This window comes from Clostridium sp. LIBA-8553, assembly GCF_057782465.1.
The window spans coordinates 3,030,001-3,046,238 of record NZ_CM173489.1 but is presented as its reverse complement, the minus strand read 5'-3'; the positions used below and the strand labels follow the sequence as shown (position 1 = coordinate 3,046,238).

The following is a 16,238-nucleotide window of genomic DNA, read 5'->3' as shown; positions in this document are numbered from 1 at the left end:
GATGGAAAACGCTAAGATGAGAAAAATAATTGCCTTAGCACTAGCTATAGGGATAACTGGAAGTGTTGGAAGCTTGGCTTATTTCTCCGATAAAGAAAAAATGAATGGGGAAATAAAATTAACCTTAGGTACTTTAAGTTCAGAAATAAATAAAGGAATTAAAATAGATGGAATGGATATAGAAGTTCCTGTTAGTGATACATTTTTAATAATTAATAATGGCACTTTAGATCAAACAGTATTAATCAATTTTGAAAATTCATCAATAGGTAACGATGGATTGGAAAAAATAAAATATTCATTAAGCTTTAAAAGTAGTAAAGATAGAGAGTTAAAGTCATATGGAAATGGAGAAGAAACATTACTTTCTTTATTTGAAAATGGAATTAAAGTAGTAGATTTAGACAACAATGAAATCATATTAGAAGAAGGTGAAATTTTAACAGCAACATTAACATTGGATATGCAAAGGGATATGCCAGAAAAATATTCAGGAACAGATTTTAATTTTGATTTAAGAGTTGGATATAATCAAGCAAATAATAAGTAGTAAGGGAGGAGTATAAGTGATTAGTAAAAATAAAATTATAGCATTAATTTTAGGAGTTTCACTTGCTTTAAGTGCTACTTATGGAAGTTATGCTTATTTTACAGGAGAGAATACTATTAATAATACTATTAAAATAGCGGAGCTAGATTCAAAAGATAGTGCTTTGGAAGTTTCTAAAATAAGCATTAGAGAGAATTCTTTAATCTTAGAATTTTCTAAAAGAATATTTTACACTGGAGAGAACCTAGCTAATGATGTAGTTGGAAGTGAAAATTTTTTAGATGATGTTGAAATATCAATAGAAGAAAAAGAACTTATTATAACTAAAAAAGAGGGAGGATTTGTACTTCCATTAGGGTTAGAAAATAAGTTGCCTAGTATAACTTTAAATACAAATTTTGAAGATAGATTTAAAAAAGACTTAGAAGAAATCACGCTATATTTATATCATGATTCTAATGGAGACATTAATTGGAGTTTGACTAATGATTATAATGGGGATATGGTAGTACAACCTGATAATGAGACTTTAGTTGAAACTCCAGTAGAAAACGAAGTTAATAATGAAAGTGAAAACATAGAAAATCCTCAAAAAGAGGAGGAAAATAATCTTAATATAGAAAATAAAGTACAAGAAAATAACACTGTAGAGGAAGAAAAGATAGATAAATCAGATAAAGAGAATGTAGAGGAAAGTAATATTTCTGAGGAGCCTAACAATGTTAATGAGGAAAAACAACCTAAAATAAATTAAGAGATTTTATTATAAGGCTATATCTTAAAAATTAAATTTTAATTTTTAGTATTAGATTTGAATTTAATGGTCACATTTTATAATGTGACCATTTATTTTTTATATTAATCATGTAAAAGAATAATATGTTTGATAGAATATAATATAGAGATTTATATGGTATAATAAAGTTTAGTTTTATTGTAGGAAGAGGAGTGATCTAATGGATTTAAAAAGCTTGCTTAATAAAGAACAATATGAAGCAGCAACCACAATTGATGGTCAAGTACTTATATTAGCAGGGGCAGGTTCTGGTAAAACTAGAGTGCTTACACATAGAATAGCGTACATGATAGAAAAGGATATACAACCTTATAATATATTAGCAATAACATTTACAAATAAAGCAGCAGGAGAAATGAGAGAGAGAGTAAAATCTCTAGTTGGTGAAGTAGCGAACAATATGTGGATATCAACATTTCATTCATCTTGTGTGAGAATTTTAAGAAGAGAAATAGATAAATTAGGTTATAGTAAAGACTTTACAATATATGATTCAACAGATCAGAAAACATTAATAAAACTTGTTATGAAGGAGCTTAATATTAATGAAAAAGAGATAACTGATCAAGAGATTTTAGGTACTATAGGAAAAGCAAAAGATAATATTCAAAGTGCAGAAAGCTTCAAGAAAGAAAATGAAGGAAATTTTAGAAAAAATAAAATAGCAGATGCTTATCTTTTATATCAAAAGAAACTAAAAGAAAATAATGCTTTAGATTTTGATGATTTAATAGTTAAAACAGTTGAACTATTTAAAAAGCATAGTGATGTATTGGAGTTTTATCAAAATAAGTTCAAATACATAATGATAGATGAGTATCAAGATACAAACAAGGCTCAATATGAATTTGCTAAACTTTTAGCAGCTAAGTATAAAAATATATGTGTTGTTGGAGATGATGACCAATGTATTTATGCTTGGAGAGGTGCTGATATAAGAAATATATTAGACTTTGAAAAAGATTATCCAGAAGCTAAAGTAGTTAAACTTGAACAAAACTATAGATCAAAAGGAAATATTTTAGAGGCAGCTAATAAAGTTATAAAAAATAATGCTGAAAGAAAGTTTAAAATTTTAAGAACTGATCAAGTAGAAGGAGAAAAAATAAGTATCCATAGAGCTTACTCAGATAAAATGGAATCATCTTTTGTAATTTCAGAAATAGAAAAGCTAAAAAGTGATAAAGGATATAAATATAAAGATTTTGCTGTTCTTTACAGAACAAATGCACAGTCACGTAACTTCGAGGAAGCTTTAAGAAGAGCAGGAATTCCATATAGAATTTTTGGGGGATTAAAGTTCTATGATAGAAAAGAAATAAAAGATATTCTTTCATATTTAAAAATAATAGTGAATCCTAAGGATGCTATAAGCTTAAGAAGAATAATAAATGTCCCAAAAAGAAGCATTGGGGATACTACTGTAGAGAAACTTCAAAATCATGCTAATGAAATAGAAGATACATTATACAATGTTTTATTAGATGTGGATTATGTACCAGGATTAACAGCTAGGAGCATAAATCCTATTAAGAAGTTTACTGATATGATGGAAGAAATAATGGTTATGTCAGAGCAATTAAGTGTATCTCAATTAATAGAATATGTTTTAGAAAAGACAGGTTACTTAAAAGCACTTAAGGATTCTAAACTTATAGAAGATCAAAGCAGAATAGAAAACTTAGAAGAATTAGTTTCTGATGCTGTTGAATTTGAAAAAAGTGATGAAGAGGATAAATCATTATCAGCTTACTTAGAAAAAGTTGCTCTTGTTCAAGATATGGATGATGTGGAATCAGATGATAACTATGTAATGCTTATGACTGTTCATAGCTCAAAAGGTCTTGAGTTCCCTGTTGTATTTTTAGTTGGAATGGAAAATGGAATATTTCCAAGTGCAGCCTGCTTTGAACATGATAACCAAATGGAAGAGGCTAGAAGACTTTGCTATGTTGGAATAACTAGGGCAGAGGAAAAATTATATATGACATCAGCTGAGACAAGAATGATATTTGGTAAGACTGTAGCTTATTCACAGTCAGACTTTATATCAGAAATTCCAGCTAACATAAAAGACTATATAAATATTAATGGTATAAGTTCAAGTAATACTTTCAAAAATAATTCTTCAACTTATGGCGAACCAAGAAAAAGTTATAATCCACATAAACTTAGAAGTACAATGAGTGATTCTCAAGCTAGTATAGCTTTAAATAAGATATTTTCAGAGAATGATAAAAAATCGGATATAGATGAATTAACTGTTGGAAGAAAGGTTAAACATCCTAAGTTTGGTGTGGGGACATTAATAACAAAGAGTAAGGTTGGAGATGACTATAAACTTACAATTGCATTTGATAGTCAGGGAGTTAAACACTTAATGTTTAGCTTTGCGCCATTAGAACTTCTTTAATTTAGAATGTGAAATTTACTTTAATAAGGAGTAGATGAGTAAAATGGATAAGAAAAAGAGAATAGAAGAGTTAGTTGAAGAATTAAACAAATATGCATATGAATACTATGTTTTAGGAAATTCTTCAGTAACAGATAAAGATTATGATAAAAAATATTATGAATTAGTAGATTTAGAAAAGGAAACAGGATATAAATTACCATATTCACCTACTCAAAGAGTTGGAGATGTAATCCTTCCTGAGTTTAAAAAGTATACTCATAAGGCTAGACTTTGGAGTTTAGATAAAGCTCAAACATTAGATGAAATTAGGGAATGGCATAATAGAAATGTTAAGTTTATTGAAGAATATAACAGAACTTCAAATGAAGAATTACCACCATTAAAATATATTTTAACTAAAAAATTTGATGGATTAACAATTAATCTTTCTTATGATGAAAATGGTGTACTAGTTACTGGAGCTACTAGAGGAACTGGATCAATTGGAGAAGATGTAACAGCTCAGGTTAAAACAATAAAAACAATTCCATTAAAAATAAATTGTCATGATTTCTTAGAGATTCATGGTGAGGCTATTATGACTACAGAAGCCTTTGAAAAATATAATGAGGAAGCAGATACTCCTCTTAAAAACTTAAGAAATGGAGCAGCTGGGGCATTAAGAAACCTAAATGTAGCAGAAACAGCTAAAAGAAATCTTTCAGCTTTCTTCTATGATATTGGGTACAAAGAAGGAAATCCATTTAAAACTTATATGGAGATGTTAAATTTCATAAAAGAAAAAGGCTTTCCAATGGATGATTACATTAGAGAATGTACAACATTAGATGAAATCCAAAAGGAAATAGACTATATAAGAGATATAAGATTTGATCTAAACTATGATATAGATGGATTAGTTATAGCTATAGATGATATAAGAACAAGAGAACTTTTAGGTTATACAGTTAAGTTCCCTAAATGGGCTATTGCTTATAAATTTGAGGCACAAGAGGCTACAACTAAGCTTTTAGAGGTTGAATGGAATGTAGGTAGAAGTGGAAGGGTTTCTCCAACAGCTATCCTAGAACCAGTAGAATTAGCAGGAGTTACTGTTAAGAGAGCAACATTAAATAACATGGATGATATAGCTAGAAAAGGAGTAAGATTAGGTGCTGAAGTCTTTGTAAGAAGAAGTAATGATGTTATTCCAGAAATAATGGGTGTAGTTCCTGAAAGTTTAGAGGGCACAAAAGAAATTGAAGAACCAAAGGTATGTCCAGCTTGTGGAGCACATTTAGTTCATGAAGGAGTTCACATTTATTGTGAAAACACTTTAGGATGTAAACCACAAATGGTTAAAACTATAGTTCACTTTGCCGGAAGAGAAGCCATGAATATAGCAGGATTCTCAGAAAGAACAGCAGAGCAATTATTTGAGAAACTTGATATAAGAGATATATCAGACCTTTATAAGTTAGAATATGAAAAATTATTGGACTTAGAAAAATTTGGTCCTAAAAAGGCACAAAACCTTTTAGATGCAATAGAAAAAAGTAAGGATTGCACTTTAGAGGCATTTTTATATTCTTTAGGAATTCCTAATGTAGGAGTAAAAACTGCTAAGGATTTAGTTAAGAGATTTGAGTCTTTAGAGAATTTAGAAAAGGCTACTTTTGAAGAATTAGTATCTGTTCAAGATGTTGGAGATATAGTTGCTAGAAGTATAATAGAATTCTTTAAAGAGGAAAGAACTTTAAAAGTAATAAATGAGTTATTGGAAGTTGGAGTAAATCCTCATTATGAGAAAAAAGAGGTTTTAGAAAGTCCGTTTATGGGGAAAACAGTAGTTGTAACTGGTACTTTAGAAAATTATTCTAGAACTTCAATAAAAGAAAAACTAGAGTCTTTAGGAGCAAAAGTTGCTGGAAGTGTAAGTAAAAAGACTGATTTCGTAATAGCTGGAGAAGCTGCAGGTTCAAAATATGATAAAGCGAAATCTTTAGGTATTACTATATTAAGCGAAGAAGAATTTGAAAATATGATATAAAAAAATAAAAGTCATGTGATTAATCTCACATGACTTTTATTTTCCGTTTGTTTCTATGCCGCTTTCTATTTCTTCTTATATCTCTACGTCTTCTTCTAAATCTGGTTTAGTCATATCCTCTTTATCTAAAAGGTTTTTTTTTATTTCAGAATATGAAACTGAATCATCCATATCATTTAAGTTATCAAATATTTTTTCTTTATTTCTTATTAGAGATATGTTATGTGCTATTTTTTCAAGTAAATAATTTTTATACTTTATTTGTCTGTAAGCTTTGTTAGCAATAACAAAACTCCAGATTCCTAAGAACATCATTGTTAGCATGAAAAGTATAGCAATAACTTGAACCGCTAAAGTCATCTAACTTTACCTCCATATAAAATAATAAATAAATTATACCATAATAATAGCAAAAAATAGTGTTAAATAATTATTATATTGGAACATATAATTTAGTAAGCAATAAATAAGGAGAGAAAACTATGTTCAAATCCTTTTATATTTTATTGAACTCAAAGAAAATAGAAAAAGCACTTATGAAGCTTAGGAAAATATCAATAAAAAAAGTAAGTGAAATAATAATTAGGGAATGTATTAGAGAAAATTTAGAGTATGAAGTAATTAAAAAAAATAATAATGAATTTTTAATTGCAGTAGGATCTAATAGAAAAAAGAGTTTATTGATGTTTCATAAAGTATTGGCTGTCACTATTTATGACTATGATAGGTTTAGTCATTTAATGCAAGATAAAGGAACTAATAAGGGAATTTATATTACTACAGGAGTTTTTCAACAGGATGTTTATAATAGAACTTACACTGATAAATTTATAAATCATATAAAACTTTTAGATGGAAAAGAGTTTGTTGTGAAACAAAGGTGGATAAAAAGAAAACATGAGCATATTTCATACAATAAATTAAGTTTCAAATCTTTCTTCTAAAATATGCGTATTTCTTTTAATAGAAGTGTCAATAATCTAAATGGTAAAAGATTATTGAAGGAGATTTTTAATGAAGAAAGTAATTTTATTTATATGTTTAATAGTTTTGTTAAGTGTAGGTTTGCTAAAAAGCTATGTAGAAGTAACTCCAGTTTCTACTGTTAGTTTTAAGAACAATGAAAGTTTAATATATGCAGTTGATAGCATACCAAGTTCTATAAGACCTAGTGAGTTTTTAGGTAGAGGACAGGAAGATTTAATATGCTCTATATTTTCAGGATTAATTGAGTTAAATGAAAAAGGGGAGCCAATTCCGGATTTAGCTATGGGATGGAAGATTAGTGAAGATGGACTTGAATATACATTTAAGATTAATGAAGAAAATAAATGGAGTAATGGTAAGGAAATAGTGGCTAAAGATTTTCAGATATTCTTTAGGGATTTATTAAGTCCAGATAATGAAGAATATTCAAGTGATGAATTAGATAGCATATATGGAGTTAAGGAGTATAGAGAAGGAAAATCAGATTTTAGCAAGGTAGCTATTAATAGCCCAGATGATTATACACTTACTATAAGAATGAATAATAAGGATGATGAGTTGTTAAAAAAATTATCAAAACCTATATATAGATTAAGAGATTTAAGTGAACCTTTAGATAATTACGAAAAAGATTTTAGTCAAATATCATATACAGGACCTTACACTATATATGATATAACTGGTAATGGATTTATTCACTTGAAAGACAACCCTTATAATAAAAGTCAACTTGAAATAAAAGATGTGGTTTTAAAGGAAAAAGAAGCCGATGAAGTTGAGTTAGCTGCATTTAATTTAAATAAAGTAGATATTTTAAAAAATCCTCCAATAATATATTCAGAGGATTTAGGTTTATATAAGGATTTAAGTAAATTTAATAATGAAACTTTAAAGATGATGCTTGTAAATAGTGAAAATCCTGAATTAAGCCAAGGGATAGCTTCTATTATGAATGTCCTGATTAATGAAAGTAATATATTAAAAAATAATTTGGGAGAACCTTATGTGAATTTAATAGATAACAAAGAAAAACTCTCATTAGAAAATAGAGAAAGTATTGAATTAAATCATAGAATAAGTGATGTGGAAAAAAATAATTATAAAGAAATAGCAAAAAGTAATTTGAAAAAATGTATTGATAAAAATGAAGTATTAAAAATAATTATAGAAGATAACGAAGAGGATAAAATATTAGCAAATGAACTAAAAAGCTTTTTAGAAAAAGAGTTTGATATAAAGAGCATAGTCAAAGTGTATGAAGAAGAATTTGATGAAGTTATAAAAAAAGGAAATTTTAATATAGCTTTAGTGGAATTAGATTTAAATGAAGGTGAAAGATTGTTAGAAGAATCAAAAGAAGAGAGTATTGATGTAGAAAATGAGGAAAAAAATCTAGATGATAATAATACAGAGGAAAAAGTAGAAAATGAAGAAAAAGAAGAAAAAGAAATGTTTTTAAAAGAAGAAAATTTGAGTTTAATAAGTTTATATTTTAAAAATGATATTTGGTGCAAATCTCAAAAAGTTAATTATCTATTTATAGATGGAAATGGGAATTTAATATTTAAATATAGCAGTTAATAAAAAGCTGTATCAAATATTATTTGATACAGCCTTTTACTATAAATCTGTTGAAGCAAGAACATTTTTCATTCTATCATCTAGATTTTCTTCTTTTATATCAGTTGAATTAGAGTCTTCAGAAATTTCTCTAGGCAAAACTCCATTTATTATTGGAGGAGCAGGAGTGCCATGAAGCTTACTTGGCTCATTTGAAATTTCATGTTCTGTTTCTATAGGATTTGGAGGTGTTATAGAATTATTTATACTTGGTTTTTTATTGATATCTGATTTGTTTATGTTTTCGATATCTTTTATGGCTTCTATTTCTTCTAATGAAAGAGTGTCATCTACATTTGCATCAGTAATGTAATCAATATATCTATCAATAAAGCTATCTATAAATACAAAGAATATAAACATATTTTTGGTGCTATCAAAAGTAGTTTTATCACAAGTAAAATTTGATTTTCTATTAGAGTATTTTATATTCTTTACAAAGATAGGAGCCATTCCAGTGAGTTCAGGACTATTAGCATTTGTCATTCTAAACATTGATTCATTAATTAAATCATCTGATTTTAAAGAGAATTTTTTATATCTTTCATGAGAATCTAGGTTTGGAGCATCTGGGAAACTAGTAACCATTCCAGTATTTACAACATAATTCTTATAAACTTTAGATATTATATTTTCTCTTTTTTCTGAGGATTCTTTATCTATATCGAAAGATATTAATAGGTTTGTTAAGTATAAACAAATTTCAATGTTAGAATATTTATATTCTTTTTTGTCTGCTCCTTTTACTATTATTCCTTTATCATCATTAAACATATTGCTGAAAAGTTCAATTAAGTCTAAGTAAGCATCTTTAAATATAAGTATGTTTGTATTCTTATAGCTTAAGTACATATTTAATGCTAAAAGTGTTGCTGCCTCAAGATCAGAGAATGTATTGCTTGATTCATAGTATTTACCCAATATGAAATCAGATAAATCTAATACTAGAGATTTACACTCTTCATTATTAGAATATAAAAGCATATTATTTAAACAATAATTTATTTTGCAGCATTCATCTAATGGAAGTGAATAAAGTTCTTCCTTAAAATTGATGAACATGTTTAATATTTGAAAAGCAAAGTCCTTGTATGTTTTACTATCAGGATCCTCAGGAGCTACACGACTATACATGTAGTATGCTAACATCATAAAAGCTTGATCTGAATAAGAGACAGCATCATCTTTTTCATTTATGTTTAATCCAGATTTAGAAGAAGATTCTTCATTTTTTTTATTTACAAAAAAACCTTCAGGATTCCTTAGATAATTATAATAAAAATCAAGTTGTAGTTTACTTAAATTCTTATAAAAAGCAACTCTTTTGTATAGAGCAGTATCAATTCCCCTAAACTTTTCATAGTAAGAACAAAGCCTTAAAAGAGAAAGTGTCATTAATGCATTAGAAGAAACTTGAATATCCTTTTTAAATGTTGTATCATCCCAAGTTTTTGAATACTTAGAAGAATAAATATTAGGTTTAGCTTTTCTGTATATGCATATTAATGGAGTGTTGTTTTTAAAAAAAGAAATTTCATCTTTTTTAAAGTTTTCTTTAAGGTTTTTATAATTTGTAGATATTCCACACCTAGATTCAAGTACTATGTGGTTTACTGATTCTTTTGCAAGAAAAAGTAATTGTGATTCTATCTCTTCTTTTGAAAGAGAATTTATTTTGAAGAATGAACCTATATACTTCAAATAATTCACCTCATAATATTATTTCTTATATATATTAATATGAATTTTTATTATAAATATTACCTGGTGAGAACATAATACTTTTAGAGAAAATATAAAATTAAAGCAATTTTTATAAGTATATTTATTATAAAATTTTAGTAGGTGAAATATTGATAAAGGATAAAATAACCAATATACTATTCTTATAATTAGAGACTGAAATATAAAGTAAGGTAAGGAGATATTGAATGAGAAGTAGTGGAAGAAAAAAAGAACAGATAAGACCAGTTAAAATAACAAGAAACTTCACAAAGTATGCTGAAGGGTCTGTACTAATAGAAGTAGGAGATACAAAAGTATTATGCACTGCTTCTATAGAAGATAAAGTTCCACCTTTTTTAAAAGGTTCAGGTGAAGGATGGATAACTGCGGAATATAATATGCTTCCAAGGAGTACTCAAAGTAGAAAGCAAAGAGATATAAATAAATTAAAAATAGATGGAAGAACAATGGAGATACAAAGACTTATAGGTAGATCTCTAAGAGCCGCTGTAGATATGAAAGCTTTAGGAGAAAAAACTATTTGGATAGATTGTGATGTTCTTCAAGCTGATGGAGGAACAAGAACAACTTCTATTACTGGTTCTTTTGTTGCTTTAGTTGATGCTGTAAATAAACTACATCAAAAGAAACCTTTTAATGTATATCCAGTAAGAAATTTTGTTAGTGCAATAAGTGTAGGGATAGTAGGGGAAGAGAAAATATTAGATTTATGTTATGAAGAAGATCATATTGCCAAGGTTGATATGAATGTTGTCATGACAGAAGAGGGTGAATTTATAGAAATTCAAGGAACAGGAGAAGCTGGTCCTTTTTCAAGAAAAGAGCTGGATGAATTATTAAATCTTGCTGAAAAAGGAGCAAAACAAATGATACAAGCACAGAAAGATGCTTTGAAGACTGATTCTTTATGGATTGGAACGGGGAGAGAGTAGAATGAAAAAATTTATATTAGCAAGTAATAATGCACATAAGATTAAAGAGATAAAGGAAATATTAAAGGACTTTGATTTTAAGATATTATCTTTAAAAGAAGCTGTAATAGATATAGATGTTGAGGAAAATGGAAAAACTTTTGAAGAGAATTCCTTTAAGAAGGCTGATGAAATAAGAAAATACTTACTTAGTCAAGGAGAAAGTGATTTTATTGTAATGGCTGATGACTCTGGCTTAGAAGTAGATTATTTAAATGGAGCACCAGGAATATATTCAGCTAGATATGCTGGAGAACATGGTAATGATGCTAAAAACAACGAAAAGTTATTAGATGATTTAAAAGATGTTAAGGAAGAAGAAAGAAAAGCAAACTTTATATGTGTAATAGTTGCAGTTACAGATAAAGGAGAAAAAATAGTAGCAGAAGGAAAAAGTTATGGAGTAATTTTAGAAGCTTTAAGTGGAAATGAAGGTTTCGGATATGATCCATTATTTTTTGTGCCAGAATATAAAAAGACTTTTGCAGAAATGACTTCAGATGAAAAAAATGCTATTAGCCATAGAGGAAGAGCTTTAGAGAAATTAAAGAGCAATTTACAAGAGATACTTAAATAGGAGGAAAAGAAATGAGGGTAGCTATAGTAAGTGATACACATGGAGTTACAAATGTTATTGAATATATAAAGACTTTATTACATGATTCAGATGTACTTATACATTTAGGAGATAGTATAAATGATGTTAAATTACTAAGTGAGGGTTTTAATGGAGAAGTATATGATGTTGTAGGTAACTGTGATTATGAAAGAAATGGCCAGGTTGAACGAGTTATTGAAATTGAAGGAAAGAAGTTTTTAATAACTCATGGCCATAAATATACAGTTAAATATGGTTTAGATAAAATTTACTATAGAGGAATGGAATTAGGTGTAGACGGAGTGATTTTTGGTCATACACATAGAAAAGTGGCATTACAAGAAGGTGGTATGTGGATTATAAATCCAGGTAGTCCATCTATACCTAAAGATGGTGAAGCTAGTATAGCGTTTATGGATATAAATTCTGGTAACATAGATGTAAGATTTTTTGCTATATAATTAAAATATAATTTAAAAAATAGGTGTTAATACATAAAAAACACTATGTATTAACACTTTTTTTGAAAAGAAAACCTAGATTTAATCAGGGTTTCAGAGGATTCGATAAATTTTTTTAAAAAAACTTTGCAAAAAGTGTTGACAGAATAATAAGTATACTGTAGAATAACTATTGTCGTCGCGAGAGAGCGGCGGTGAAACAAAGCCTTCGGGGTGTGGCGCAGATGGGAGCGCGCGTGGTTTGGGACCATGAGGTCGCAGGTTCGATCCCTGTCACCCCGACCATTATGCGGGTGTAGTTCAATGGTAGAACACCAGCCTTCCAAGCTGGATACCCGGGTTCGATTCCCGGTACCCGCTCCACAAAATGTTTTAAAAGTTAAGTAAAAAAATGCTTGACAAAACATTTCAAACTAATTAAAATAGATTTTGTTTTTAATGTGTATCTTTAGCTCAGCTGGATAGAGCAACGGCCTTCTAAGCCGTGGGTCAGGGGTTCGAATCCCTTAAGGTACACCATATGGTGGGCGTAGTTCAGTTGGTAGAGCACCAGATTGTGGCTCTGGGTGTCGCGAGTTCGAGTCTCGTCGCTCACCCCATATTGGGATATCGCCAAGCGGTAAGGCAACGGACTTTGACTCCGTCATTCGCAGGTTCGAATCCTGCTATCCCAGCCAAAATGTGATTTGCTAGCTCAGTCGGTAGAGCACGTGACTTTTAATCACGGTGTCCAGGGTTCGATTCCCTGGCAGATCACCAAAACAAAATTTACAAATTATGATTTGCTAGCTCAGTCGGTAGAGCACGTGACTTTTAATCACGGTGTCCAGGGTTCGATTCCCTGGCAGATCACCAAATTTAATTTGCAGGTGTGGCGGAATTGGCAGACGCACTAGACTTAGGATCTAGCGCCTACGGCGTGGGGGTTCGACTCCCTTCACCTGCACCAATTAAATTTAACTCAAAGCATTTATGCGGGAGTGACTCAATGGTAGAGTGTCACCTTGCCAAGGTGAAAGTTGCGGGTTCGAGTCCCGTCTTCCGCTCCAATATGCGGGTGTAGTTCAATGGTAGAACACCAGCCTTCCAAGCTGGATACCCGGGTTCGATTCCCGGTACCCGCTCCACAAAATATTTAAAATGTTAAGTAAAAATGCTTGACAAAATGTTAAAAAACATTTAAAATAAATATTGTTTGATGTGTATCTTTAGCTCAGCTGGATAGAGCAACGGCCTTCTAAGCCGTGGGTCAGGGGTTCGAATCCCTTAAGGTACACCACACTTCGGGGTGTGGCGCAGATGGGAGCGCGCGTGGTTTGGGACCATGAGGTCGCAGGTTCGATCCCTGTCACCCCGACCATTATGCGGGTGTAGTTCAATGGTAGAACACCAGCCTTCCAAGCTGGATACCCGGGTTCGATTCCCGGTACCCGCTCCATAAATGTTTAAAATCATTTCAAAATTTGTCAATGTGTATCTTTAGCTCAGCTGGATAGAGCAACGGCCTTCTAAGCCGTGGGTCAGGGGTTCGAATCCCTTAAGGTACACCATATGGTGGGCGTAGTTCAGTTGGTAGAGCACCAGATTGTGGCTCTGGGTGTCGCGAGTTCGAGTCTCGTCGCTCACCCCATATTGGGATATCGCCAAGCGGTAAGGCAACGGACTTTGACTCCGTCATTCGCAGGTTCGAATCCTGCTATCCCAGCCAAAAACTTGATTTGCTAGCTCAGTCGGTAGAGCACGTGACTTTTAATCACGGTGTCCAGGGTTCGATTCCCTGGCAGATCACCAAATTTAATTTGCAGATGTGGCGGAATTGGCAGACGCACTAGACTTAGGATCTAGCGCCTACGGCGTGGGGGTTCGACTCCCTTCATCTGCACCAATTAAATTTAAATTAAAGCATTTATGCGGGAGTGACTCAATGGTAGAGTGTCACCTTGCCAAGGTGAAAGTTGCGAGTTCGAGTCTCGTCTTCCGCTCCATATGCGGGTGTAGTTCAATGGTAGAACACCAGCCTTCCAAGCTGGATACCCGGGTTCGATTCCCGGTACCCGCTCCATTCAAAAGATAACCATATAGGTTATCTTTTTTTGTTATTTAAATATAGGCATCTATAGCTCAGCTGGATAGAGCGTTGGACTTCGAATCCACAGGTCGCGAGTTCGAATCTTGCTAGGTGCACCAAAAAAAGAGTTACAAAAATTTTGTAACTCTTTTTAATTTAAAGCTAATTGTATTAATTTACCATTCTCTTCCGCTATCTCCAGCCATAGAGTTTTGAGTTATACCTGGATAGAGAACAGAGTAATGTTTTAATTTATATGTACTAGTATTAAAAACAAACAGTATTTTAAAATCTTTTGTTATCTTATATCCAATAATTTTTTCTTTTGATTTAGTAGTTACATCGTAGTCAGGTTTTCCAAAAAAGTTTTTTACATCATTTAAGTCTAAGGTATTTAAATTCTTATCTAAAGATCTGATTTCAAAGATTTGGTCTCCTTTATTACATCCAAAGGATAAGTCATAGGAATCAAAATTAAAATAGGTTCCTTTAGCTTCAGCAACATAATCCTCACTGGAAGGTTCTCCTAACTTAGAAGTTACAGTATATATTGAATCGCCTAAAGTAAAGTTAGAATTAATAACTTGGCCATTTGCAGCTTTGTCTTTTATATCTTTTAATAATTTTTCTGTATTTGAATTTACTTTATTATTATTTTTATTTTCGGAAATATTATTGTTATTATGTGATGAATTGTTATTAGTGTTGGATTTTTTAGTATTATTAGAATTAGTGTTATTATTAGAATTCGCTTGATTATTATTAATTATTTCTACAGATGAGTTAGAGGAGGAATTAGTACAACCTAAAAATATTACTGAAAAACTTATAATAATCAAAATTGGTATAAGAAACTTTTTCAATTTAACCACTCCTTTTTTTATTTGAAAAATTAATTATATTATATATTTTTTTTTACAGAATAGTTAACAAAATTATTAATTAATAAGATTAAATAATCAGATTAAATATAAGTTAGATTAATATTAATTTTAAATAGTACAGAAATCTTTCTATGCTATTTTTTTGCTTATATTATAAGAATTATTTTTACTTAATATATAAAAAATATATTATAAACATATTTTTTATATATTTTTTTGTAAAGGATATAGAATGGTATATTATATAAGTAAGCTATTTAAAACACTAAGGTTATATATTACTATTGATAAATAATTTTATAAAACTTTCGGCAGCTTTTGAAAGTGGCGTACTTTTTCTATGGATTACTCCGAGACTTGTACATAAATTGGGCTCATCTAATATTTTTAATTGAAGATTAGGAATTTCAATCATTTTTGATGCTGATTTTGGAATAAGTGCTATTCCAAGTCCCGCTTTAGCCCATAGTAATGTAGTTCTAGCATCATCATTTTTACAAAAACAATTTAAATTAATATTATTTTTTTCAAAGATTGATGTTATTAAAGATTCAAAGCGTCTATAGAAAATTAAAGGTTTATTATCTAAAGAGGAAATGGAAATTACATCTTTATCTATACCAATAAAGTATTCTTTTTTAGCAACAGCAACCATTGGTTCTGATTTTAAAAAGTAAGAGACTATATTTTTAGATTTAAACGGAGTTCTAACTAATGCTATCTCAATAATGTTGTTTTCAAGCATATCAAGCATTTCAAATGTTGTTCCTTCATGAACTTCAAATTTTATATTAGGATTTGCTTGGTGAAAATCTTTCATTCTATGAGATAAGAGTTCAGTGCCAGATGATGATATGGTTCCAAGTCTTAAAGTTCCTTTGACACCATTATCAAAATCCTTTAAATCTTTTATGGCTGTATTAGTTAAAGATACTATATTACAAGCATGCTTATATAGAAGTTTGCCTGAATCAGTTAAAGTTATGCTACGAGGTCCTCTTTCAATAAGCTTTGTACCTAATTCTTCTTCAAGAAGTTTTAATTGCATACTTAAGGGAGGCTGTGAAATATGTAGCCTTTTCGCAGCAGAAGTTATATTTCCTTCCTCAGCA

The 16,238-nt window shown here is 30.1% G+C and carries 13 protein-coding genes and 21 tRNA genes (1 of these 34 running past the window's edge); 30 read left to right on the top strand and 4 right to left on the bottom strand.

The window, feature by feature from the left end; all coding sequences use genetic code 11:
* Window position 1: 1 nt before the first annotated feature.
* From AC2JAQ_RS13755 to ligA, 4 genes are all read left to right on the top strand, one after another.
* Window positions 2–550 (top strand): SipW-dependent-type signal peptide-containing protein, encoded by a 549-nt coding sequence (locus AC2JAQ_RS13755; RefSeq protein ID WP_488456927.1) that lies wholly within the window; start codon window positions 2–4, stop codon window positions 548–550.
* Window positions 551–566: 16 nt separating this feature from the next.
* Window positions 567–1,304, top strand: a complete 738-nt coding sequence (locus tag AC2JAQ_RS13750; protein ID WP_488456926.1) for a hypothetical protein — start codon at window positions 567–569, stop codon at window positions 1,302–1,304.
* 202 nt (window positions 1,305–1,506) lie between these two features.
* On the top strand, window positions 1,507–3,759 hold the full coding sequence (gene pcrA, locus AC2JAQ_RS13745; RefSeq protein WP_488456925.1) for a DNA helicase PcrA: 2,253 nt from the start codon (window positions 1,507–1,509) through the stop codon (window positions 3,757–3,759).
* Window positions 3,760–3,802: 43 nt separating this feature from the next.
* Entirely contained in the window at window positions 3,803–5,791 is a 1,989-nt protein-coding gene (gene ligA, locus AC2JAQ_RS13740; protein WP_488456924.1) for an NAD-dependent DNA ligase LigA, read from the top strand.
* A 75-nt stretch (window positions 5,792–5,866) separates the two neighbouring features.
* On the opposite strand, the gene AC2JAQ_RS13735 is transcribed toward ligA, so the two are convergent.
* Window positions 5,867–6,151, bottom strand: coding sequence for a hypothetical protein (locus AC2JAQ_RS13735; RefSeq protein ID WP_488456923.1), 285 nt, complete (start codon window positions 6,149–6,151; stop codon window positions 5,867–5,869).
* Between the two features lie 122 nt (window positions 6,152–6,273).
* On the opposite strand from AC2JAQ_RS13735, the gene AC2JAQ_RS13730 reads away from it, so the two are divergent.
* Together AC2JAQ_RS13730 and AC2JAQ_RS13725 are read left to right on the top strand one after the other, a co-directional pair.
* Window positions 6,274–6,735 (top strand): hypothetical protein, encoded by a 462-nt coding sequence (locus AC2JAQ_RS13730; RefSeq protein WP_488456922.1) that lies wholly within the window; start codon window positions 6,274–6,276, stop codon window positions 6,733–6,735.
* Window positions 6,736–6,805: 70 nt separating this feature from the next.
* Entirely contained in the window at window positions 6,806–8,359 is a 1,554-nt protein-coding gene (locus AC2JAQ_RS13725) for an ABC transporter substrate-binding protein (RefSeq protein ID WP_488456921.1), read from the top strand.
* 39 nt (window positions 8,360–8,398) lie between these two features.
* Here the strand turns inward: AC2JAQ_RS13725 and AC2JAQ_RS13720 are convergent, their stop codons facing one another.
* Window positions 8,399–10,099, bottom strand: a complete 1,701-nt coding sequence (locus AC2JAQ_RS13720) for a hypothetical protein (protein WP_488456920.1) — start codon at window positions 10,097–10,099, stop codon at window positions 8,399–8,401.
* Window positions 10,100–10,329: 230 nt separating this feature from the next.
* On the opposite strand from AC2JAQ_RS13720, the gene rph reads away from it, so the two are divergent.
* The 24 genes from rph (at window position 10,330) to AC2JAQ_RS13600 (ending at window position 14,361) form a co-directional block, all read left to right on the top strand.
* Window positions 10,330–11,076 (top strand): ribonuclease PH, encoded by a 747-nt coding sequence (gene rph / locus AC2JAQ_RS13715; RefSeq protein WP_488456919.1) that lies wholly within the window; start codon window positions 10,330–10,332, stop codon window positions 11,074–11,076.
* A 1-nt stretch (window position 11,077) separates the two neighbouring features.
* Window positions 11,078–11,692 (top strand): XTP/dITP diphosphatase, encoded by a 615-nt coding sequence (locus tag AC2JAQ_RS13710; protein ID WP_488456918.1) that lies wholly within the window; start codon window positions 11,078–11,080, stop codon window positions 11,690–11,692.
* Window positions 11,693–11,703: 11 nt separating this feature from the next.
* Window positions 11,704–12,174 (top strand): YfcE family phosphodiesterase, encoded by a 471-nt coding sequence (locus AC2JAQ_RS13705; protein ID WP_488456917.1) that lies wholly within the window; start codon window positions 11,704–11,706, stop codon window positions 12,172–12,174.
* A gap of 209 nt (window positions 12,175–12,383) precedes the next feature.
* Window positions 12,384–12,459, top strand: a tRNA-Pro gene (locus tag AC2JAQ_RS13700).
* A gap of 4 nt (window positions 12,460–12,463) precedes the next feature.
* A tRNA-Gly gene (locus AC2JAQ_RS13695) sits at window positions 12,464–12,537 on the top strand.
* Window positions 12,538–12,616: 79 nt separating this feature from the next.
* Window positions 12,617–12,693: transfer RNA gene (locus AC2JAQ_RS13690), tRNA-Arg, on the top strand.
* Between the two features lie 4 nt (window positions 12,694–12,697).
* A tRNA-His gene (locus tag AC2JAQ_RS13685) sits at window positions 12,698–12,773 on the top strand.
* 3 nt (window positions 12,774–12,776) lie between these two features.
* Window positions 12,777–12,851: transfer RNA gene (locus tag AC2JAQ_RS13680), tRNA-Gln, on the top strand.
* 6 nt (window positions 12,852–12,857) lie between these two features.
* Window positions 12,858–12,933: transfer RNA gene (locus AC2JAQ_RS13675), tRNA-Lys, on the top strand.
* Window positions 12,934–12,953: 20 nt separating this feature from the next.
* A tRNA-Lys gene (locus AC2JAQ_RS13670) sits at window positions 12,954–13,029 on the top strand.
* Between the two features lie 10 nt (window positions 13,030–13,039).
* Window positions 13,040–13,123 (top strand) — tRNA-Leu (locus AC2JAQ_RS13665).
* Window positions 13,124–13,148: 25 nt separating this feature from the next.
* Window positions 13,149–13,223: transfer RNA gene (locus AC2JAQ_RS13660), tRNA-Gly, on the top strand.
* A gap of 4 nt (window positions 13,224–13,227) precedes the next feature.
* A tRNA-Gly gene (locus AC2JAQ_RS13655) sits at window positions 13,228–13,301 on the top strand.
* 75 nt (window positions 13,302–13,376) lie between these two features.
* A tRNA-Arg gene (locus AC2JAQ_RS13650) sits at window positions 13,377–13,453 on the top strand.
* Window positions 13,454–13,458: 5 nt separating this feature from the next.
* Window positions 13,459–13,534: transfer RNA gene (locus AC2JAQ_RS13645), tRNA-Pro, on the top strand.
* A 4-nt stretch (window positions 13,535–13,538) separates the two neighbouring features.
* A tRNA-Gly gene (locus AC2JAQ_RS13640) sits at window positions 13,539–13,612 on the top strand.
* 35 nt (window positions 13,613–13,647) lie between these two features.
* Window positions 13,648–13,724 (top strand) — tRNA-Arg (locus tag AC2JAQ_RS13635).
* Window positions 13,725–13,728: 4 nt separating this feature from the next.
* Window positions 13,729–13,804 (top strand) — tRNA-His (locus tag AC2JAQ_RS13630).
* A 3-nt stretch (window positions 13,805–13,807) separates the two neighbouring features.
* A tRNA-Gln gene (locus AC2JAQ_RS13625) sits at window positions 13,808–13,882 on the top strand.
* Between the two features lie 7 nt (window positions 13,883–13,889).
* Window positions 13,890–13,965: transfer RNA gene (locus tag AC2JAQ_RS13620), tRNA-Lys, on the top strand.
* Window positions 13,966–13,975: 10 nt separating this feature from the next.
* Window positions 13,976–14,059 (top strand) — tRNA-Leu (locus AC2JAQ_RS13615).
* Window positions 14,060–14,084: 25 nt separating this feature from the next.
* A tRNA-Gly gene (locus AC2JAQ_RS13610) sits at window positions 14,085–14,159 on the top strand.
* Window positions 14,160–14,162: 3 nt separating this feature from the next.
* Window positions 14,163–14,236 (top strand) — tRNA-Gly (locus AC2JAQ_RS13605).
* A gap of 48 nt (window positions 14,237–14,284) precedes the next feature.
* Window positions 14,285–14,361: transfer RNA gene (locus AC2JAQ_RS13600), tRNA-Arg, on the top strand.
* A 57-nt stretch (window positions 14,362–14,418) separates the two neighbouring features.
* Here AC2JAQ_RS13600 and AC2JAQ_RS13595 read toward each other — a convergent pair.
* On the bottom strand, window positions 14,419–15,114 hold the full coding sequence (locus tag AC2JAQ_RS13595; protein ID WP_488456916.1) for a YjgB family protein: 696 nt from the start codon (window positions 15,112–15,114) through the stop codon (window positions 14,419–14,421).
* A gap of 283 nt (window positions 15,115–15,397) precedes the next feature.
* Window positions 15,398–16,238 carry the 3' portion of a LysR family transcriptional regulator gene (locus AC2JAQ_RS13590; RefSeq protein ID WP_488456915.1) on the bottom strand. 35 nt of this gene lie beyond the right edge of the window, so 841 of the gene's 876 nt are visible here — the last part of the coding sequence; its start codon lies off the right edge, out of view; it ends in the stop codon at window positions 15,398–15,400.